Source organism: Paenibacillus sp. FSL R5-0887, from assembly GCF_038002305.1.
In the GTDB taxonomy this organism is placed as follows: Bacteria; Bacillota; Bacilli; order Paenibacillales; family Paenibacillaceae; genus Paenibacillus_AQ; species Paenibacillus_AQ odorifer.
In genome coordinates, this window is the sequence record NZ_JBBOCE010000001.1 from 1,460,641 (window position 1) to 1,478,974 (window position 18,334).

Here is an 18,334-nt window from a genome sequence, read left to right on the forward strand (position 1 = left end):
TGATAACAACTCAAGGGGGAGCCAAATGAAAAGACTATATGGATGGATTGCATCCTTAATTATACTAGTAGGATTACTGGCTGGGTGTTCCGAAACTTCAGTCACGCCTACACCAGAAGTTGGCAAGATCGAAGAAGCAGGATGGCCAAGAACAATTGCGGATGCCAGCGACAATGGAGTGGTGCTCGAGACACGACCTGAGCGTATAGCGGTTCTGCATCCCTTGTATTTAGATTACTTTTTTGCTCTTGATACGCCTCCAATCGCATCAACTAACGCAGCGGAAGCGATGAAGGATTTTGCTACTTTACAGCCTTACGCTGGAACTGCTGAAATCATTGATTTGGGCAGCAGCAATGCGAATCTGGAAATGATCATGGATGCAAAGCCTGATGTGATTGTAACCTTCAAGGGTTCTGTTGATAGCAATTATGAAGAGTTGAATAAGATTGCACCAGTCATCTTAATTGACTACACCGATACCTGGGAAAAAACGACGATGCTGTGTGCTCAGATTGTTGGTAAAGAGACATTAGCGGAACAAGCCATTAAGGAAACCCAAGAAATGATTGCAAAAACAAAAGAACAGCTAAGTAGTCTTGAGAATAAAACCTTTGCTTTACTACGGGTCGACGGAAAAGCTAATTTTAATGCTCAAGGCTCTAAAAACACGATGTACTACAATCAAACAGTAGGCTTTGGGTTGTTGCCACCGAAGGGATATCCTGAAGAGGGAGGGGCCCTTTCTCTGGAAGGGATATACAGCATGAATCCTGATTATATTATTATCCAGCATGATATGGATATCGCAAAGGCAGCCATCAAGGACAAGGAAACTTCGAACGTGTGGAACTCACTGGAAGCAGTGAAAAACAATCATGTTCTTATCTTTGATAACTCACTTAATAGCGCAAGTATCCTGGCTGTCCGTTTGGCTGCAGATCATTTTCTGCAATTGGCGTCTGAACAATAAATTTATATTAAAAAATCCGATTGCACCTTTTAGGGCAATCGGATTTTTGTTATTAAGATAAATATCTTGACTGTTATTGATAATGGTTATCATTTATGATGAGGATTAGACAGATAACGGAGGGGTAGTCATTATGTACAAAAGCAATGAAATATTGTTTTGGGACCAAGCGACGGTCAAGTTATTGGATGTGCGCCATATTGAAAGGGTTCAAGGCGAAATTCTTCATAAGTACAAGATTCCTGCCAGTATATTTTTACTTTCGGTACAAGGGAGCGCTCAAGTTCAGTTAGATCACTCTGAATTTTCTTTTACAGGATTTCAAGTCCTGCATAGCGGGAAAGGGGCGATACTTAATATTGTTCCGACAAGTAAGAATTTTGTTTACTATATCATTTATTACCGTGCATGGATTCAAGAGGAGGATCTGTTCCAATCACAATATTGTTTATCCCCTGATGCACCCATTTTACTTTATAACAAAATGCAATTGATGTATCAAAAATGGAACGAGCAAGAAGAGAGACTCAACGTAAAATCACTTTTTTATCAATTCATTCATCAGGTTTTAAAAGAATTACATAGAAAAGAGACTGAGGTGAAACAGACCAGTGTTGCAGTCCAAGTAATCACCTACATTCAGGAGTACTATGCGGAGCCAATTACATTAGATTCTCTTGCGGAAGTATTTAATTTCAGTGCTTATCATTTGTCATCCTTGTTTAAAGAGTACACAGGTATGAGTCCGATTGATTACTTAATTCGGTTTCGGCTTGAACTTGCAACAGAGCTTTTAATGACAACAGATGCTTCGGTCGGGGAAATATCAGCAAGCGTTGGTTATAAAGACGTATATTATTTCAGCCGAATTTTCAAGAAAAGAAAAGGTGTATCCCCTGCACATTTTAGAACAAAAGAGTCACAGCGGCCAAAAGTTGCTGAAAGTCCATTAAACTTCCCCACATCCTCTATTTTTGAACCCATCGTTCAACAGTATATTAATAATGATAATCATTATCATAATACGGAAAAAGGGGAATTACATATGTTTAAAATGACAAAATCTCAGACGACGGCTGCTTTACTGCTTTGCGGTTCTCTATTATTAGGTGCTTGCTCAAGTGGGACGGGTACTGCTACGAAGGAACAAAGTAATGGAAATGGAACCGTAAATCAAGCAACATCAGAAGATAGTACGAACACTCGAATAGTATCAACGCCTAAGGGAGATGTGGAAGTACCAGCAGAGCCGAAAAGAGTGGCGGCTGACCAATATATGGGGCATTTATTGAAATTAGGAATTGTACCCATCGGAGCAAGAACGTTTATGCTGGATGAAGGCTGGATGGAAAAAGCGGACATACCCAAAGAAACGATCGAGAAAATTGAGGATTTAGGGGATTTCCCTTTAAATCTGGAAAAATTAACGATGCTAGATCCGGACTTAATTATCGGTTCGATCGATGAGAACATAGAACAATATGAGAAAATTGGGACCACTGTTTTTCTGCCTTATTGGGAGGGGTTAAAAACAGCAGGGCCGCTTGATAAATTTAGGAGTGTAAGCAAAATATTCGGAAAAGAAAAAGAAGCAGAAGAATGGATTACGGAATATGAACAGAAAGTAGCTGAAGCAAAGTCTAAACTTGCCGGGGTTATCAAGGAAGGGGAAACCGTTTCGATTGTTCAGTTTTCACAAAAGGCGGTATACGTCTTAGCGGCAAAGGGAGGAAACTATGGTTCTTCCACTATATACAATATGCTTCAGCTGCCTCCAACAGAAAGTGCAAAAAATATGGCGGAGGGATTTGAATCGATTTCATTAGAAGTGCTTCCAGAATATTTAGGTGATTATGTTTTTGTTTATAATGGCGATGCGGATGCTACCAATAAAGCAATGGAAAGTAACATATGGAAAGGCATCCCTGCAGTGAAAAATGGTAAAGTTTATTTGTATGGTGATAATTATCATGATGAATTCGTAATGGAAGATCCTTTTTCATTAGAGCTTCAGCTTGATACGATTGTGAATTTGTTACTTGGCACTAGTAAATAGTTTAATAGATATACTTAAGCCACTGATGTTTCTGGAATATTGATACCAGGACAACAAGCAGAAACTGCCAGCGGCGACATAGGAAGAGAGCGAAACGGAGCATTTATCCGTTTCGTTTTTTTTTTGCTAATATGCCGATAGTCCAATCCTTCATCATAAGCCTCAGCAACTGTGACTTTTTTCATAATACCCTTTCTATATTCGACCCGTTTTATAGGCCAAAAGTATAATTTTTACAGCAGTTTACATAAATCTATCTTTTTTTTAATTGTTTTGAGATAGGATAGTAGATGTCTAGCAGGTGGGTATTTATGGTAATTACTCACCGGACTATATCTTGAGGAGGAAGGGTATGAAGGAGAAGAATTCAGTTTGGAAAAAGAGGCTGATGAACAGCACTCTAGCTGTGGCGGTGGCCGTACCACTTCAGCTGTTCACGTTCGGAGCCGGTTCGGCGGTATTCGCAGAAGGACCAAACGATCCTGCGCCGTACATTGAGGCCAAAGTCGTCAATGAGCATGCAGGCCAGAAGATCCTGTTCGACAACACCCATGAGCAGACTGCGGGAGCAGCCGATTGGGTGATTGACGGCGCTTTTTCAGACTTTGGGAATGCCCTTGCCCAGGAAGGCTATTATGTCAAAGAACTCCGCAAGACGACTCCAATTACTTTGAGTGATCTTTCCGATTATGATGTCTACATCGTCGCCGAATCCAACGTGCCCTACAAAGCAAGCGAGCAGCTTGCGATGGCGGAATATGTGGAGGATGGCGGCAGTATTTTCTTCATCGGTGACCATTATAACGCCGACCGCAACAAAAACCGCTGGGATGGTTCAGAAGCTTTCAACGGCTACCGCCGTGGAGCATGGGACAATCCAGCCAAAGGCATGAATGCCGATGAGGTCGCTTCTGCAGCCATGCAGGGTGTGGTTAGCTCTGACTGGTTGGCGGACGAGTTCGGTGTCCGTTTCCGCTACAATGCGCTTGGCGACATTAACGCAACCAACGTCGTAGCTCCCGATCAAGCCTTCGGCATTACAACGGGCGTATCAGCGGTAGCTATGCATGCCGGTTCCACGCTGGCCATTCTAGACCCAACCCGTGCGAAAGGTATCGTCTACCTGCCGCAAACCAATGCTGCCTGGGCCAATGCCGTAGACCAGGGGGTCTATAACGGCGGCGGTGTGGCAGAAGGTCCCTATGTGGCAGTTGCTAAAAAAGGCGCCGGCAAGGCAGCCTTCATCGGTGACTCATCTCCTGTAGAGGATGTAACACCGAAATACCTGCGCGAAGATACCGGCGCCAAGAAAACAACTTACGATGGCTTCAAGGAAGTGGACGATGCCACACTGCTGGTTAACACCGTGAACTGGCTCGCCGAGCAGGAGAGCTATACGGATTTCACCCAGGTGAATGGCCTGACGCTAGATCAGCCGACAACACTGCTGCCATTCGAGGAGCCGGCGCTGTCCACTGAGCCGCAGCCGGAGCCTTGGGCTCAACCTAATGCTGGCTACAAATGGTATGATCGCAGCACCTTCAAAGCAGGCTCCTACGGCGGACCGGCAGCCACTGCAAGTGCGGTTTATAACTTCACGCACCAGGCTGTGCTGCCAAATGCACAGAATTTTCAGATTCGGGTGAGTGCAGATAATCTTCCTGCAGGCACAAGCGTATCCGGCTTCCAGGTAGGTGTCTACCAGGTAAGCAGCGGCGCCCAAATCGCCAAGATTCAGAACAGCGACGGTACCTGGCCAAGCAGCTACGGCTATAGCTCCTCATTCAATCTGACAGCTGATCTGAACGGTCATGCCTATAAGGATCTGACGATCCAGATCAAGCCGGGCACCACAGCTGCATCCAATCTGCGCCTCCGCCAGAACAGTACAAACCTCAAGACTGAATCGGTGACGCTGGGCAATGTTCCTGCTGAACCGCTTCCGGCTGAGGAAGATCCCATTCCGGCTACAATCTCTATCAGCGACTCCCGGGCTAAGGCAGCCGGATCACTGGTAACGGTGGAGGGGACCGTGACGACTGAGCCGGGTATCTTCGGCGGACAGTCCTTCTATCTCCAAGATGGAACCGGTGGGGTTTATGTCTTTCAGAGTCAGAGCGGCTTCCACGTTGGCGATAAGGTCAAGGTAACAGCGTCCACCGCATTGTACAACACAGAGCTGGAGCTGACAGAAGCAGTGCAAATTGCGAAGACGGGCACGGCGACACTGCCGCAGCCGATTGCGGCGAGTATGGTGAATGATGCCAACCAAGGCCAATTGGTTCAACTGAACGGTGTGACCGTGGCGAACATTATCAACGCTACGCCAAGCGGCTCCTTTGAATTCGACGCCGTCAATGCCGACGGGACAAGCAATCATGTGCGCGTGGATGCCCGGACAGGCATTACTAAGGATAACTTCCCTTATACAGAAGGACAGAAACTTAATATTACAGGTGTTTCCACAATTTTTAAAGGCATCTACCAGCTCAAGCCGAGAAGCCTCGATGACTTCGCCGCAGCAGCAGAAGAGGGGGCTCCGGTAACAACGGCGACGCTTTCTGCCGAGCCTAATGCTTCCGGCTGGTTTAACCAGCCGGTCACCGTTACCCTGAAGGCGAATACAAATACAGCTAATGTTTATTACTCGCTGAACGGCAACAAGGAAGCTGAGTACAGTACACCTGTGGACCTGAAGGAAGATGGGCGGCATACATTGACATACCATGCTGTGCCGGCAAAAGGCAAAGTGGAAGATCTAAAGACGCTGAACCTCAATATTGATACGGCTCCACCGGTTGCCGAACTGAAAGAATCCGGTCATGAGGTGAGAGATGTAGAAGAAGGAGCACAGCTTTCCTTTGAATTGACTGCTGACGATGTATTGTCAGGTGTCACCTCGAAACAGCTTCTATTAGATGGAAGACCGATTGCCGAAGGCCAGACCCTGAGCGCCGCCGATTTAGGCGCCGGCCCCCACACCGTGAAATACATCGTGCATGACGCGGCCGGCAATACGACTGAAAAGAGCAATACGTTCCAGGTTATTGGCGGCCAGGTGATTGCGACTGGTAAGCCAGGACAAGCTGTGCTATCCTCCAACAGCAGCTATGCTAATGGACTTAGTGATGGTAACTATACAGTCACCATGAACCTATGGTGGGGTAATAACGGCACGAGTTACAAACTCTATGAGAACGGTACACTGATTGATTCCAAGACACTGAAAGATGTATCGCCGGCTGCCCAGACGGCAAGTACAGAGCTTCATGGTAAGGTGAACGGCACTTATGTTTACACTGCGGAGTTAATCAACAAATATGGCACGACCAAGAGCGATCCGCTTACGGTCACCATAAGTGACTCCGCGCCGGGCAAGCCGATACTATCCGAAGATAACTGGGACGGAGATGGCACCTATAAGGTGTCGATGAATCTGTGGTGGGGGACTAACGCTACAGAATACCGCCTGTATGAGAACGGGGAGCTCATCGACTCGCAGCCGTTGAATGCCCATACGCCTTCGGCACAAAGTGCAGCAACCACTATCAGCGGACGCACTGCCGGTGTGTACGAATATCGGGCGGAGCTGGTCAACGCGGCGGGAGTGACTGCCAGTGATACGATCAAGGTAACGGTCATCCGCTAAACAGACTGACAGTAACAATAAAAGTAAAAAACGAAGAGCGCCGGATTCCAGGCCGCTCTTCGTTTTTTACATTACCATTAGTTCAATTGTGCCTGCTAAAAGCCCTGGTTCGCACCAGGGCTGCAAATCATGTGGATTATAGGCCGCTATCATCGGTAGTTTCGTAACCATAGTCGAAGGTCTCGATAGTACCATCATCATATTGAAGTGTGAGCTGGTCAATAATAATCGTATGTATTGTATTCTGATATGTAAAATCACTGAAAATAAATAAAGTATCATTGGGCTCAACCGGCCCCACATATTTAAGTGAAAAGCTGCTCTTGCCGTTCAGCTGATCATTAGAAGGATCGCCTACTGGATTAAACGTGCTGATGTGGGCAGTGTAATAATTGATCCTTTTTCCAGTTAAGTTGTCAGCTTCCCAAGTAAGCTTAACAGCATCGGCAGAGTTCGTACTATACTTGAATTCTAATGGCGCACCAATCCCTTGACCGGATGGGGTATCTGCTACTGACAGATCTTCAGAGTCATCACCAACGGGTCCAGTATCATCGTCCGAAGGCATATCTTCCAAGACAACGGCTTCCGGAGAAGGTGAAGGTGAAGATTCAGTAGGATCTGATTCAATAGGATTGGATCCAGTAGTGTTGGATTCAGCAGCAATAGCAGCTTTATCTGCGGTACTAGGCGGTATTTCTTCGATAACGGGATTACTTGCCACAGTCTGCCCATTCAAGCGTGTTTCAACGCTAGGGGCCACGTAAATTCCTAAAAGAAAAGCTATCATGATGGATAAAACATAGATGAGGACTAGATTGAACCGACTCAAATACACACTTCCTTTATTGATATTTTTAATATGAACCTACTTATAATGACATGATTCCTAAGGATTTGACAATATTATTGTGAAAAATAGTTGCGACTGTGCAGAGACCAAATGTTTAAAGATCAACTCATTTAATAGGGGTTGATTTTTTTATGTCCTACATAAAATAAATCAATTTAAGACTATTAATTTAAAAAGATTATGCTATAATCGTAATTATTACGATTAAGAATTTGGAGTTGAATGCCATCAATCGATACTTGTTGCAACGCTTATTGCAGCTCATCCCCGTGCTGCTCGGCATCTCTTGCATTACCTTTGCGCTGATGCATTTAACACCAGGTGATCCAGCGGAGATCATGCTGCGTGCTGACGGCATCAAACCTACGCAGGAAGCTATTGAGGCGACCAGACATACACTTGGTCTGGATGGTCCTGTACATAAGCAATATTTTCACTGGTTGAACCGGGTATCCCATCTCGATTTTGGCTTATCTTACAGCAGCGGTCGTCCAGTGTTCACAGAGCTGATGAGTCGTTTTCCGGCAACTATACTGCTCAGTGCCTGTTCCGTATTGTCCGCTATTCTTATTGCCCTGCCGATAGGAGTGGGGTCTGCATTATATCCGGGTAGAATGCTTGATCGACTGGGAAGAGTATGTGCAATGCTCAGTGTTTCAATGCCAGGATACTGGCTAAGTCTGCTTCTGATTTATTATGGTGCGGTGAAGTTTAAGCTATTTCCTGTGATGGGAATGGATGGGGTATCCAGTGTCATTCTACCTGCCTTCACACTAGGATTTGGTATGGCAGGAGTCTACATCCGCTTGATTCGTTCCAGTCTCCTAGACGTTTTGGGCAAGCGTTACATCACAGCAGCTAGAGCTAAGGGGCTGCAGGAATGGAGAATAATCATTCGGCATGCACTTCGTAATGCGCTTCTTCCGAGTCTTACCCTCCTTGGGGTTAACATAGCGGGGCTATTAGGCGGTTCCGTTATTGTTGAAACTATATTTTCTTGGCCGGGAATTGGTAAGTATGCCGTTGAGGCGATTTTTGCGAAAGACTATATTGTCATTCAGGGTTACGTATTATGGATGGCTGTTGTCGTTGTCCTGATTAACTTGACAGTGGATTTATTACATCTGCTGCTGGATCCGCGAATCAGGCTGCGGTGACGATTTAGAAGGAGCGGATTGTCATATTTCGTATTAGCTTATTTAAGAATAAGGGAGCAAGGTTAGGAGCGGGCATAGTACTTTTGTTCATATCCGTTGGACTCTTTGCCCCATGGCTTTCACCTTCCGATCCGCTGCAGATTCACATGGAACACAAACTGGCTATACCTTCCTGGCAATACCCGCTCGGTACGGATCATCTGGGACGCTGTGTCTTATCCCGATTAATCTATGGGACCCGAACCTCCCTAAATTATTCGTTTATGGTGTTGATCGTTGTTTTTGCGATTAGCATCCCTGTTGGTTTACTGGCTGGTTACGCTGGCGGCAAGATCGATCATTTGATTATGCGGATCATAGATATATTGCTTGCCTTTCCCAGCTTAATCCTATCACTTGCTATTACAGCCATGCTAGGTCCCAGTATGAAGAATCTGCTAATCGCATTTGCTGCTGTCTGGTGGACGGGGTATGCCAGAGTGATACGCAGTATGGTCCTTCAAATCAAGGAAAGTGAATATATTACAGCGGCCAAAGCGTCAGGCACTTCTCATTTACAAATTATTTTCAGGCATATTCTGCTGAACGCAGCCCGGCCTATTCTGGTTCTTGCTTCTATGGAAGTGGGTACGATTATGCTCTCCATTGCGGGTTTGTCCTTTCTGGGTTTGGGAGCTCAGCCGCCTACACCGGAATGGGGAGTAATGCTGAACGACAGCCGTGCCTATATTCAAACGGAGCCGCGGTTGATGCTATTTCCGGGAATGATGATCATGCTGGCGGTTCTGGGCTTTAATCTGTTGGGAGAAGGCTTGCGACAACCAGAGCGTGCTTTCAATTCTGTAGTAAAGTGGGGGGTCAGAATATGATGGCAGAGTCTCCACTGCTGAAGGTCAGTCATTTACGCACCTGCTTTCACACAGGCAGTTATAAAGTTACAGCGGTTGATGATGTCAGTATCGAGGTGAAATCCCGGCAGATTGTCGCACTTGTAGGTGAGAGCGGCAGCGGTAAAAGTGTTACGGCAATGTCCATATTAGGATTAGTAGATTCTCCAGGCATAGTTGAGAGTGGAGAAATCTGGCTTAAGGGTAACAATCTACGTGAGTGCTCCAGCCGTCAGATACAGAAACTTCGGGGAACAGAAATGGCTGTTATCTTTCAAGATCCTATGAACGCGCTGAATCCGGTACTTACTATTGGCAGGCAGATCATGGAGACGATTAAACTGCACAAGCGTATATCGGGAAAAGAAGCAAAGCTGCTTGCCATGAGGCAGATGGAGCAAGCAGGGCTCAGCGAGCCTAAATTGCTTTTCAATAAATATCCTTTTCAAATTAGCGGTGGTATGTGTCAAAGAGTAATGATCGCCATCGCCCTGGTATCCGGAGCACAATTGCTAATTGCAGATGAGCCTACAACGGCATTGGATGTAACCATTCAAGCCCAGATTCTTAAAGAGCTAGACCGAATCAGATGGACGAACAATGTCGGCATCCTATTAATTACCCATGATCTTGGCGTTGTTGCGGAGCTTGCAGATTATGTATATGTGATGAAGTCCGGGAAGATTGTGGAATCAGGCAATGTGTTTGAACTCTTTTCTAATCCCGTGCATCCCTATACTAAATACTTAATGGAGTGCAGATAACAACGGTAATATTACATTTTTCAGGGACGTGGTGATCTTGAAGTTATTGAAAGCGGTAAGCCTGAACAAGAAATATGGGATGGAAAGGGGGTGGTTCACACGTAATGCCAGAAGTGTTCATGCCGTCAACAACCTGTCTCTCAGTCTGGAGAGCGGTGAGACCCTTGGTTTAGTGGGGGAAAGTGGCTGTGGTAAGAGCACTTTGGCCAGACTTCTGCTGGGACTGGAGAAACCATCCTCCGGAAGAGTTATGTACCGGAACGAGGATTATACGGATTGGACCTTTAGCGAAATGCGCATGATCCGCAGGAAGATGCAGATGGTGTTTCAGAACAGTCTGGCTTCATTTAATCCGTTGTTTACGGTAGAGCAAATTATCGGGGAGCCTCTTCGAAACTATGGAGAGAGGAAGGCTGGAGCCCGCAGGGCCACGGTAGCAGACACACTTGAGCTTGTGGGACTTGAAAGGCGGCATATTCACCGCTATCCGCATGAACTCAGCGGCGGACAGCAGCAAAGGGTCGGAATTGCGCGCGCAATCGCCTTGCGGCCGGAGCTGATTATCTGCGATGAACCTTTCTCAAGTCTCGATGTCACCCTGCGAAAGCAAATGATGGATCTGCTGCAGGAGTTGAAGCATGAGCTGGGATTATCCTATGTATTCATTACACATGACTTGTCAGTTGTAAATCGTTTTTGCGACAGTGTGGCTGTGATGTGTCAAGGGGAAATTGTAGAGAAGCAATCGGGTGCAACCATATTGCAGCAAGCAGACCACCCTTATACAAGAACATTGCTCTCCTCGGTACCTGTGCAGGACCCCCGCTTAAGAAAGAAGAGACTGGGAGAGGAGTGGCAACCCAGCCATTCCTATGATGTTAAGTAGAGAAAGGATGTACCAAGAATGAGAACGAACCCTAAGACAAAAAACCTATTATCAAAATCGTTATTCTTTATGCTTCTTGTAATAGTTGTGTTGATATCAGGTTGCAGCAACAGTAATAACAGCAATTCTACGGCTAGAGCCAATAATACCGCCAATAATGAAGTTGCACAAGGATCTGAAGCTCAGGACAAGACAGTCACTGTTGCTATATCGTCTGATGCCGGTATAGACCGATTGGATGCCGGTGCCTATGATGGTTCGATGAATGTGCACGCGATGATATATGAGGGGTTAGTGGAGTATGGTGAAAAAGGCGAAATACTGCCGTCGCTTGCGGAGTCTTGGGATATTTCAGAAGATGGGAAAGTATATACGTTCCATCTTCGCCATGACGTCAAATTCTCTGACGGTACGGAGTTTAATGCCGACGCAGTTAAATTCTCCTTCGAACGCTGGATTAAGGATCCAGCCAATTCGTTAAATGTAGCAACTGCGATGCAATCCCTTGTTGTTGTGGACGAACATACGATTACAATGACATTCAACAAAGCGTATTATCCCTTCTTAACCGAGTTATCCTTTGCAAGACCGGTCCGAATTATCAGCCCTTCCGCTGTGGAACCCGCAGGAGATATTACGGGTAAATTCATCAAAGCGATTGGAACTGGCGCATGGATGGCAGAGAGCTACAAAACAGATCAGGAAGCCATACTCGTCAGAAATCCGAATTATTGGGGAGAAATGCCGAAGCTGTCGAAAATTATTTTGAAGGTAATCCCAGATCCACAGTCCAGAGTACTAGCGCTGCAAGCTGGAGACATTGACATTGCCGGGGGACAAATGGGAAAGATTCCAGTCGAAAGCGTGCCAGTGATTGAAGCGGATTCTTCACTGACCTTGCAAAAAGCACAAGGAACAAGCTCTCATTTCATGATCTTTAACTACAAAACGCCCGCACTTCAAGATCTGAATGTGCGCAAAGCTATCAATTTGGCAATTAATAAAAAAAGCATTGTCGAAGATCTTATGGACGGTATCGGCAGTGAAGCTCAAAGCCTGTTCCCGCTGACAGTTCCTTATGTGACGGAGTCCAATAATACTTGGTACGGCTTCAATCCGCTGGAAGCGAAGCAACTGCTAGCAGCTGCCGGTTACACGGATTCGGACGGAGATGGAATTGTACAGAAGGACGGAGCGCCGCTTGAGCTTAATTTCGTGCTGCAGCAGGCTGAATATCCCGAATGGAAGTCGATTAGTGAACTGGTTCAGTCTGAGTTAAAGGAGATTGGCATTAGAGTGAATCTTCAGGTTCTTGAGCCGAATGCCTATTACGATGCCTTATGGACAAGCAAAGCCTATGATCTAATCATGTACCGGACTTATGATGATGCCTATAATCCGCATGCATTCTTGCTGTCCCTATTTCATAAAACAGCTGACGCATCTGCTGTCGTATGGTCTGATCCTGGACTAGAATCACTGATTGACACAGCAGTAGGAACAACCGATATTCAGGAACGTCAGACCGCATATGACTCCATTTTCTCCAAATTGTATCAGGAGGCTATGTTTGCAGCTATTTATTTTCCTGACGATATCTTGGCAGTAAATAATAGAGTGACTGGATTTAAACCGGGGTACTCCACCTTTATGCCGGTCTTCTGGAATCTACTCGACATAGGAGAAAAATGATGTTAAAAGAGATTTCGAAATACTGGACATCAAGCTCGGAGAGTTATGACAAAGTCATACAGACTCAATTCCGCAGCAAAAAAACCATAAACCTCTGGAAACAACTGCTTATTAAAGGGTTGGGAACAACTCCCCAGCAAAAGGTGCTGGATGTGGGAACAGGGCCTGGCTTTTTCTCCATACTCTTATCACAGATGGGTCATCTGCCTACAGCGGTGGATACCTCTCAGGGAATGATCGATAGAGCTTCACGAAATTTTGAGAGTTATGGATATAAAGTTCCAGCTTATGTCGCTGATGCTGCCGATTTGCATATGGAGCTAGAGAATAGCTTTGAGGCAGTGGTCTGCAGGGATGTAGTATGGACGCTTCCTGATCCACAGAGGGCTTATGCTGAATGGTATCGGATTCTAAAACCGGGCGGGACCCTGATTATTTTTGACGGTAACTATTTGTATAAAGAGAGCAAGACTGTATTCCATAGACTTTGGTATGCCTTGTCCTGGACACTGATTCTACTCACAGAACAAAGAATCCGCCAGCGAAGCAGTCAAGATAAAAGCCTGCTAAGCGAGTTGCCATATGTTAATGTATTACGGCCTGAAGCTGACGAGACAGCGCTGAAACAGGCCGGGTTCCGAACCATAGATGTTCACCGGAACTTTATCCCTGCCCGTGCGATGCCGCTAGATTATTTGAAATACGGTTACCAGAATGTAAACCGGTTCATGATACTTGCCAAGAAGGAGTGAATGATAAATGGGTATACAACAAGAGGTGGGAATGTATTGGGAAGGCGAAGCCGAGCTGTACAGCGAAGGCATTCAGAAGGAACTCAACGGATTCCAGCGGGAAGCCTGGCTGAAGCTTATCCTCACTAATGCACCGCAGAAGGAAAGACTGCATGTCCTAGATATTGGCTGCGGTCCTGGCTTCTTCTCTGTGATTCTTTCGAGTGCCGGGCATCTGGTTACTGCGATCGATTGCACCGACAATATGCTGGAAGAAGCACTTGCCCACTCCATTCGTGAAGGTGTAACCGTTACTTTCCGCAAGATGGATTCGCACAAGCTTGACTTTGCTGCGGAGAGCTTCGATCTGATCGTGTGCCGCAATGTCACCTGGAGCCTTACCGATCCGCAGTCAGCCTACAAAGAGTGGAGAAGAGTACTTAAGCCTGGGGGACGGCTGCTGGTTTTTGATGCCAACTGGAATCGCCATCTCTGGGACGAAGAGATGCAGCAAAAGCGAGTAGAGGATCAGCAAACCTATGTAGATAAGGGCTTTGGTGAACTCCCGCATCATAAGGACATAGAGGAGACAGACCGTCTGAGTCTTGTATTGCCGCTGACCAGAGAATGGCGTCCCGAGTGGGATATACGGACTCTCAAAAAAGAAGGCTTCGCTAATATTTTTGCTGAAGAGAATTTGAACGCAAAAATTCTGGATGAGAAACAGCAAGTCTTAAACCGGTCAACACCGATATTCATGATTTGTGCTGAGAAATAATAGAATAGTGAGAACCTACACATATTAAATGAAGTATACAATAAAAAGTAGCGATCTCTAATGAGAAACGCTGCTTTTTGAGTAAAGGACAAGAACATTATTTCATTTCCGATTTGATGTTAATCTAAAACTTCTTTTTTTGTCTTGTTCATATTCCGTTCATATTGTCGTCACGAAGAGTACATCTTGATTGATTACACTTTGAATATGTCGTCAAGGCGGCACTTCAGATACAGGGACAAGGAAGGGAAGAGATGAACGTGGCAAATAAGGTAGAAATAAAAACAACAGGGACTAAGAGCCACAAGAAACGGAACCTATGGTTAAAAATAATCGGAGGTATTGTAGGGGCGCTCGTGCTGTTCATGGGCATCGTTTTTATCGTTGATGCAATCAGCGACGGGGTAGAGAAAAAGAAAATCGAATCGTATGGCCAGTATGTCAATGTGGATGGGAAAAAGATGAATGTGCTTATTCAAGGCAGTGGAGAACAAACTGTTGTACTCCTACCGGGACAAGGAACCCCGACGCCTGCACTTGATTTCAAATTGCTGATCGATGAAATTACCCCTAATTATAAAGTCGTGGTGGTCGAGCCTTTCGGTTATGGTTTGAGCGATGAAACCGAGAAGGAGAGAACGACTGAGAATATAGTAAGTGAGGTTCACGAAGCATTGCAGCAACTGGGTTTAGACCGTTACATTCTAATGGGACATTCCATCGCGGGACTTTACGGAGCGACCTATGTGAACACATATCCGGATGAAGTTCTTGCTTTTGTCGGCATCGATAGCAGCGTTCCCAATCAACCCGGAATGGATGTCAAATTACCTTTGAACGCCATGAAATTTCTTCAAAAATCAGGTCTAATGAGATTGGTCCAAAAAGTGAGCGGAGATCCCTATGAATCGCTTGCGTTCGATGAGCATACCAAAGAACAGATGCGTTTGATTTCGAATCAAGTCGCGACCAATCCAACGTTGATGAATGAACTGGGCCACCTCGGTTCCAATTTCAAAAATGGAGAAAAAATCACAATGCCAAATGACTTGCCGCTGCTTCTCTTCGTTCAATCAAATAACGAGCACAATAAACAGTGGATTCCGCTGCATGAGGAGCAAGTCAAACAATCCGCACAGGGCAAAATGATCCCAATGGAAGGTTCACATTATCTGCATCATACAAAATACAAAGAAATCGCCGAGGCATTCAAAGAGTACATGAAACAAATTCAAATTCAATAGTAGGGTTGATAATTAAACTGCGGAGCCGAACTTGGTTCCGTGGTTTCTTTGTTTTTTCATTTATAAACACGATTTTTAAACCTTATTCCTGGGACATTGGAGTATGGTATACCTCAAGACAAATTTTGGTCATTTCGTCTATGGATTTTGCAAAGTCTGATTGTATCCATTTAAGGAGAACATTATAGAGGGCCCCCGCTTTAAAGTATATTCGGTACACATTCTCGTCGCTTTTGTCATGAGCAGTAGAAAGCATCATTTCATTCAAGCAATCCAGAATTACATGATCAAACTTTGCACTCTGAAGTGCTTTGTAGATGTTCCGCTGCTGAAAAATAACTTCAAAAAGCACTTTGATAAATTTTTGAGGTTCTTTAGCTTTGCCTGTTAATTCATTGGTGTAAGGTAAGAGTTTTTGATTAATTTCAAAAATAAGCGAATCGACCAAATCCACCAGGATCTCTTGCTTGGAGGAATAGTTGTTGTAATAGGCTGTTCGAGAAACCCCTGCGCGCTTCACAATATCGGTGATGGTGATTTTGTCAAAAGGCTGTTCCTGGATCAAGAAGACTAATGCCGTACAGATGGCTTCTCTTGTCAAACGGTTGGTTTCTTTATTGGAACGATGCTGAGAGGTATTTGGACTGTATAATTCATGATTTGAGATGACATTTCCCCTCCGTTTGTACATTCTGATGTTCGTTTCATTGTTTTTCATGAGTCTTTTCAATATGCTAAAACCATAAGGCATTACAAATGTAATGTCAAAATAATCGTTAGTTAAAATGGGAGGGCGTCATGTTAGAAATCTTATATAGACGATTGTCAGCAGTGCTGCTTTTGATCCTAGCACTAAGTGCTACGGTATTCATTGGCGAAGAAACGGTAATCTCAATCGTGACCATCATCTTTTTATTAGCAGAATTAGGCATCTCTTTTTTACTATTAAAGAAGCGTGAGAAGTTACATGTAGTATTTATTAGTGCGATGGTGGCAGAAGGGTTATTCTTACTAACAAGAAATTTTTGGCTGCTTGCGCTTTCTATCCTCTTGCTGATCATAGCGGGCATATGGAGAGGACTCTTGGGGCAAAAGGTAAGCAGAAGAGTTACTCCGTTTCTAGTGGTTCGTAAAGTGTTATTCAGCATTGCTGCACTTATCGTTACTGCACTTTGGGGTATTGGAGTCTACGCAAAACCTATTACAACACCTGTAGCATTAGCTGCTGATACGACAGTGACGATCGATGAACGCAATTTGGATTCTGCAGCAGTGATGCTCAAAGATATTGAAGTAATGAATTCTTTTGGAAGCCGTACAACCGGCTCTGAGGGTCACAATCAGTTTATTGCTTGGCTGGAGCAACAGGTAACGGATATGGGGCTGCAAGTATTTCGTGATCGCTATACTTTTGACCGATGGGAAGAAAAGAACAGTGCTTTAATGATTGATCAGCAGGCAATTCATGTCTCTTCAGCTTTTCCCTATTCCGGGGAAACTGACGAAAAAGGTGTAACTGGGGAGCTGGTGTATACGAAGCGTGGTGAATATGGCCAGGCCAGCGGAAAAATTGCTGTCATTGAAATTGAGAATTTCAGAAATTTTCCAAGTGGGATCGTTATGAATATGCGGGCTTCATCTCCAATGGACAACCAAATTGCCCCAAATGAAGGCGATCTGGTCCTCACTACAGCATTAAAAGAAGCTAAATTGGAGCAAGCGAAGGAAATGGGCGTAAAAGCTGTTGTTTTAGTCTGGAAAGGGGTATCTGACGATAAGGTTGAAGAGCAATATGTGCCTTTTACCACCGATTATGCTGGAATCCCTGCGATCTGGGTGAATGAAACGGAAGGGCAAAAGGTTATCAGGGCAGCTCAGGAGCATAAAGAAGGTACGGTTATTTTAGAAGCGGTAATACAAAAAGATGCCCCAACAGAATCCTTTTATGTGAAAATTGACGGTAAGAATAAAGACGAAGCAATTATCGTAAATACTCATACGGATGGGATAAATGTGGTGGAGGAGAATGGCGCTGTGGGCATGCTGTCTATGATTCGTTACTTACAGCAGGAGCAGCCGGAACGTACGATGATATTTGCTTTTGTGACAGGGCATTTTAGATTGCCGGAGTTCAAAGGGTCCTCTCAGGCGACTTCTACCTGGATGGAGGGGCATCGAGAGCTGTGGGATGGCAAGAATGGCCATTTAAAAGCTGTAGCTGGAATTACGGTTGAGCATTTAGGCAGCATGGAGTGGAAGGACGATGATACGGGTCACTATGGTCCAACTGGACAAATAAGTACAGAATATACCTATGCGGGCAATGAAATGATGGCAGCCATTTGGCTGAAGGCTATTGAAAAGACAGATAGCACACGTACTGTATTATTGCGTGGACATAACAAGTTTGAGTTTGGAGAGAGTCAGCCCTTATTTGAAGCAGGGATACCGGTGATTGGTTTCATTCCAATGCCCGACTATCTGCTCGTGGAAAGTGACAACAGAGAGATGGACAAATTTGATGCAAAGCTAATGCATACGCAAATTGTATCGTTGCTGAAAGCGGTCAAGCTAGTGGACGGAACGGAGACGACTAAGCTTGGGAAGTCAGATGGGTATTCTTTTTTCTACGGTCGTACTAAATGATATTGGCAGATCAAGATT

At 45.0% G+C, this 18,334-nt stretch carries 15 protein-coding genes; 12 read left to right on the top strand and 3 right to left on the bottom strand.

Annotation, left to right across the window (positions count from 1 at the left end; all coding sequences use genetic code 11):
• The first annotated feature begins 25 nt into the window (after positions 1-25).
• Together MKY14_RS06595 and MKY14_RS06600 are read left to right on the top strand one after the other, a co-directional pair.
• The gene (locus tag MKY14_RS06595; protein WP_339187062.1) at positions 26-973 is read left to right on the top strand and encodes an ABC transporter substrate-binding protein; all 948 of its coding nucleotides are present in this window, start codon (positions 26-28) and stop codon (positions 971-973) included.
• Between the two features lie 133 nt (positions 974-1,106).
• Positions 1,107-3,029: an AraC family transcriptional regulator gene (locus tag MKY14_RS06600; protein WP_340976031.1), complete on the top strand. Its 1,923-nt coding sequence runs from the start codon at positions 1,107-1,109 to the stop codon at positions 3,027-3,029.
• A gap of 14 nt (positions 3,030-3,043) precedes the next feature.
• Here the strand turns inward: MKY14_RS06600 and MKY14_RS06605 are convergent, their stop codons facing one another.
• A complete protein-coding gene (locus MKY14_RS06605) occupies positions 3,044-3,214 on the bottom strand; it encodes a hypothetical protein (RefSeq protein WP_339187066.1) in 171 nt (56 codons plus the stop codon).
• A gap of 167 nt (positions 3,215-3,381) precedes the next feature.
• Here MKY14_RS06605 and MKY14_RS06610 point away from each other — a divergent pair, with 167 nt between their 5' ends.
• On the top strand, positions 3,382-6,678 hold the full coding sequence (locus tag MKY14_RS06610; RefSeq protein ID WP_340976033.1) for a chitinase N-terminal domain-containing protein: 3,297 nt from the start codon (positions 3,382-3,384) through the stop codon (positions 6,676-6,678).
• Positions 6,679-6,814: 136 nt separating this feature from the next.
• On the opposite strand, the gene MKY14_RS06615 is transcribed toward MKY14_RS06610, so the two are convergent.
• Entirely contained in the window at positions 6,815-7,510 is a 696-nt protein-coding gene (locus MKY14_RS06615; protein ID WP_076307858.1) for a hypothetical protein, read from the bottom strand.
• 239 nt (positions 7,511-7,749) lie between these two features.
• Here MKY14_RS06615 and nikB point away from each other — a divergent pair, with 239 nt between their 5' ends.
• The 8 genes from nikB to MKY14_RS06655 all read left to right on the top strand — a co-directional run bounded on the left by nikB (position 7,750) and on the right by MKY14_RS06655 (position 15,670).
• Positions 7,750-8,688 carry a nickel ABC transporter permease gene (nikB, locus tag MKY14_RS06620; RefSeq protein ID WP_340976035.1) on the top strand — a complete coding sequence of 313 codons (939 nt, stop codon included), beginning with the start codon at positions 7,750-7,752 and terminating at the stop codon, positions 8,686-8,688.
• 23 nt (positions 8,689-8,711) lie between these two features.
• On the top strand, positions 8,712-9,557 hold the full coding sequence (gene nikC / locus MKY14_RS06625) for a nickel transporter permease (RefSeq protein ID WP_445253423.1): 846 nt from the start codon (positions 8,712-8,714) through the stop codon (positions 9,555-9,557).
• The gene (locus MKY14_RS06630) at positions 9,554-10,339 is read left to right on the top strand and encodes an ABC transporter ATP-binding protein (protein WP_339187072.1); all 786 of its coding nucleotides are present in this window, start codon (positions 9,554-9,556) and stop codon (positions 10,337-10,339) included. Before nikC ends, MKY14_RS06630 begins: the two co-directional genes overlap by 4 nt.
• Positions 10,340-10,376: 37 nt before the next feature.
• Positions 10,377-11,225, top strand: a complete 849-nt coding sequence (locus MKY14_RS06635) for an ATP-binding cassette domain-containing protein (RefSeq protein ID WP_339187075.1) — start codon at positions 10,377-10,379, stop codon at positions 11,223-11,225.
• Positions 11,226-11,243: 18 nt separating this feature from the next.
• Entirely contained in the window at positions 11,244-12,917 is a 1,674-nt protein-coding gene (locus MKY14_RS06640) for a nickel ABC transporter substrate-binding protein (protein ID WP_340976037.1), read from the top strand.
• Entirely contained in the window at positions 12,917-13,669 is a 753-nt protein-coding gene (locus tag MKY14_RS06645; RefSeq protein ID WP_076184908.1) for a class I SAM-dependent methyltransferase, read from the top strand. The genes MKY14_RS06640 and MKY14_RS06645 overlap by 1 nt, the downstream gene beginning before the upstream one ends.
• Positions 13,670-13,676: 7 nt before the next feature.
• Positions 13,677-14,426 (top strand): class I SAM-dependent methyltransferase, encoded by a 750-nt coding sequence (locus MKY14_RS06650; RefSeq protein WP_339187082.1) that lies wholly within the window; start codon positions 13,677-13,679, stop codon positions 14,424-14,426.
• A gap of 254 nt (positions 14,427-14,680) precedes the next feature.
• On the top strand, positions 14,681-15,670 hold the full coding sequence (locus tag MKY14_RS06655; RefSeq protein WP_076184906.1) for an alpha/beta fold hydrolase: 990 nt from the start codon (positions 14,681-14,683) through the stop codon (positions 15,668-15,670).
• 82 nt (positions 15,671-15,752) lie between these two features.
• Here the strand turns inward: MKY14_RS06655 and MKY14_RS06660 are convergent, their stop codons facing one another.
• Positions 15,753-16,388 carry a TetR/AcrR family transcriptional regulator gene (locus MKY14_RS06660; protein WP_217696907.1) on the bottom strand — a complete coding sequence of 212 codons (636 nt, stop codon included), beginning with the start codon at positions 16,386-16,388 and terminating at the stop codon, positions 15,753-15,755.
• A gap of 80 nt (positions 16,389-16,468) precedes the next feature.
• Here MKY14_RS06660 and MKY14_RS06665 point away from each other — a divergent pair, with 80 nt between their 5' ends.
• On the top strand, positions 16,469-18,316 hold the full coding sequence (locus MKY14_RS06665; protein WP_339187084.1) for a hypothetical protein: 1,848 nt from the start codon (positions 16,469-16,471) through the stop codon (positions 18,314-18,316).
• Positions 18,317-18,334: the final 18 nt, after the last annotated feature.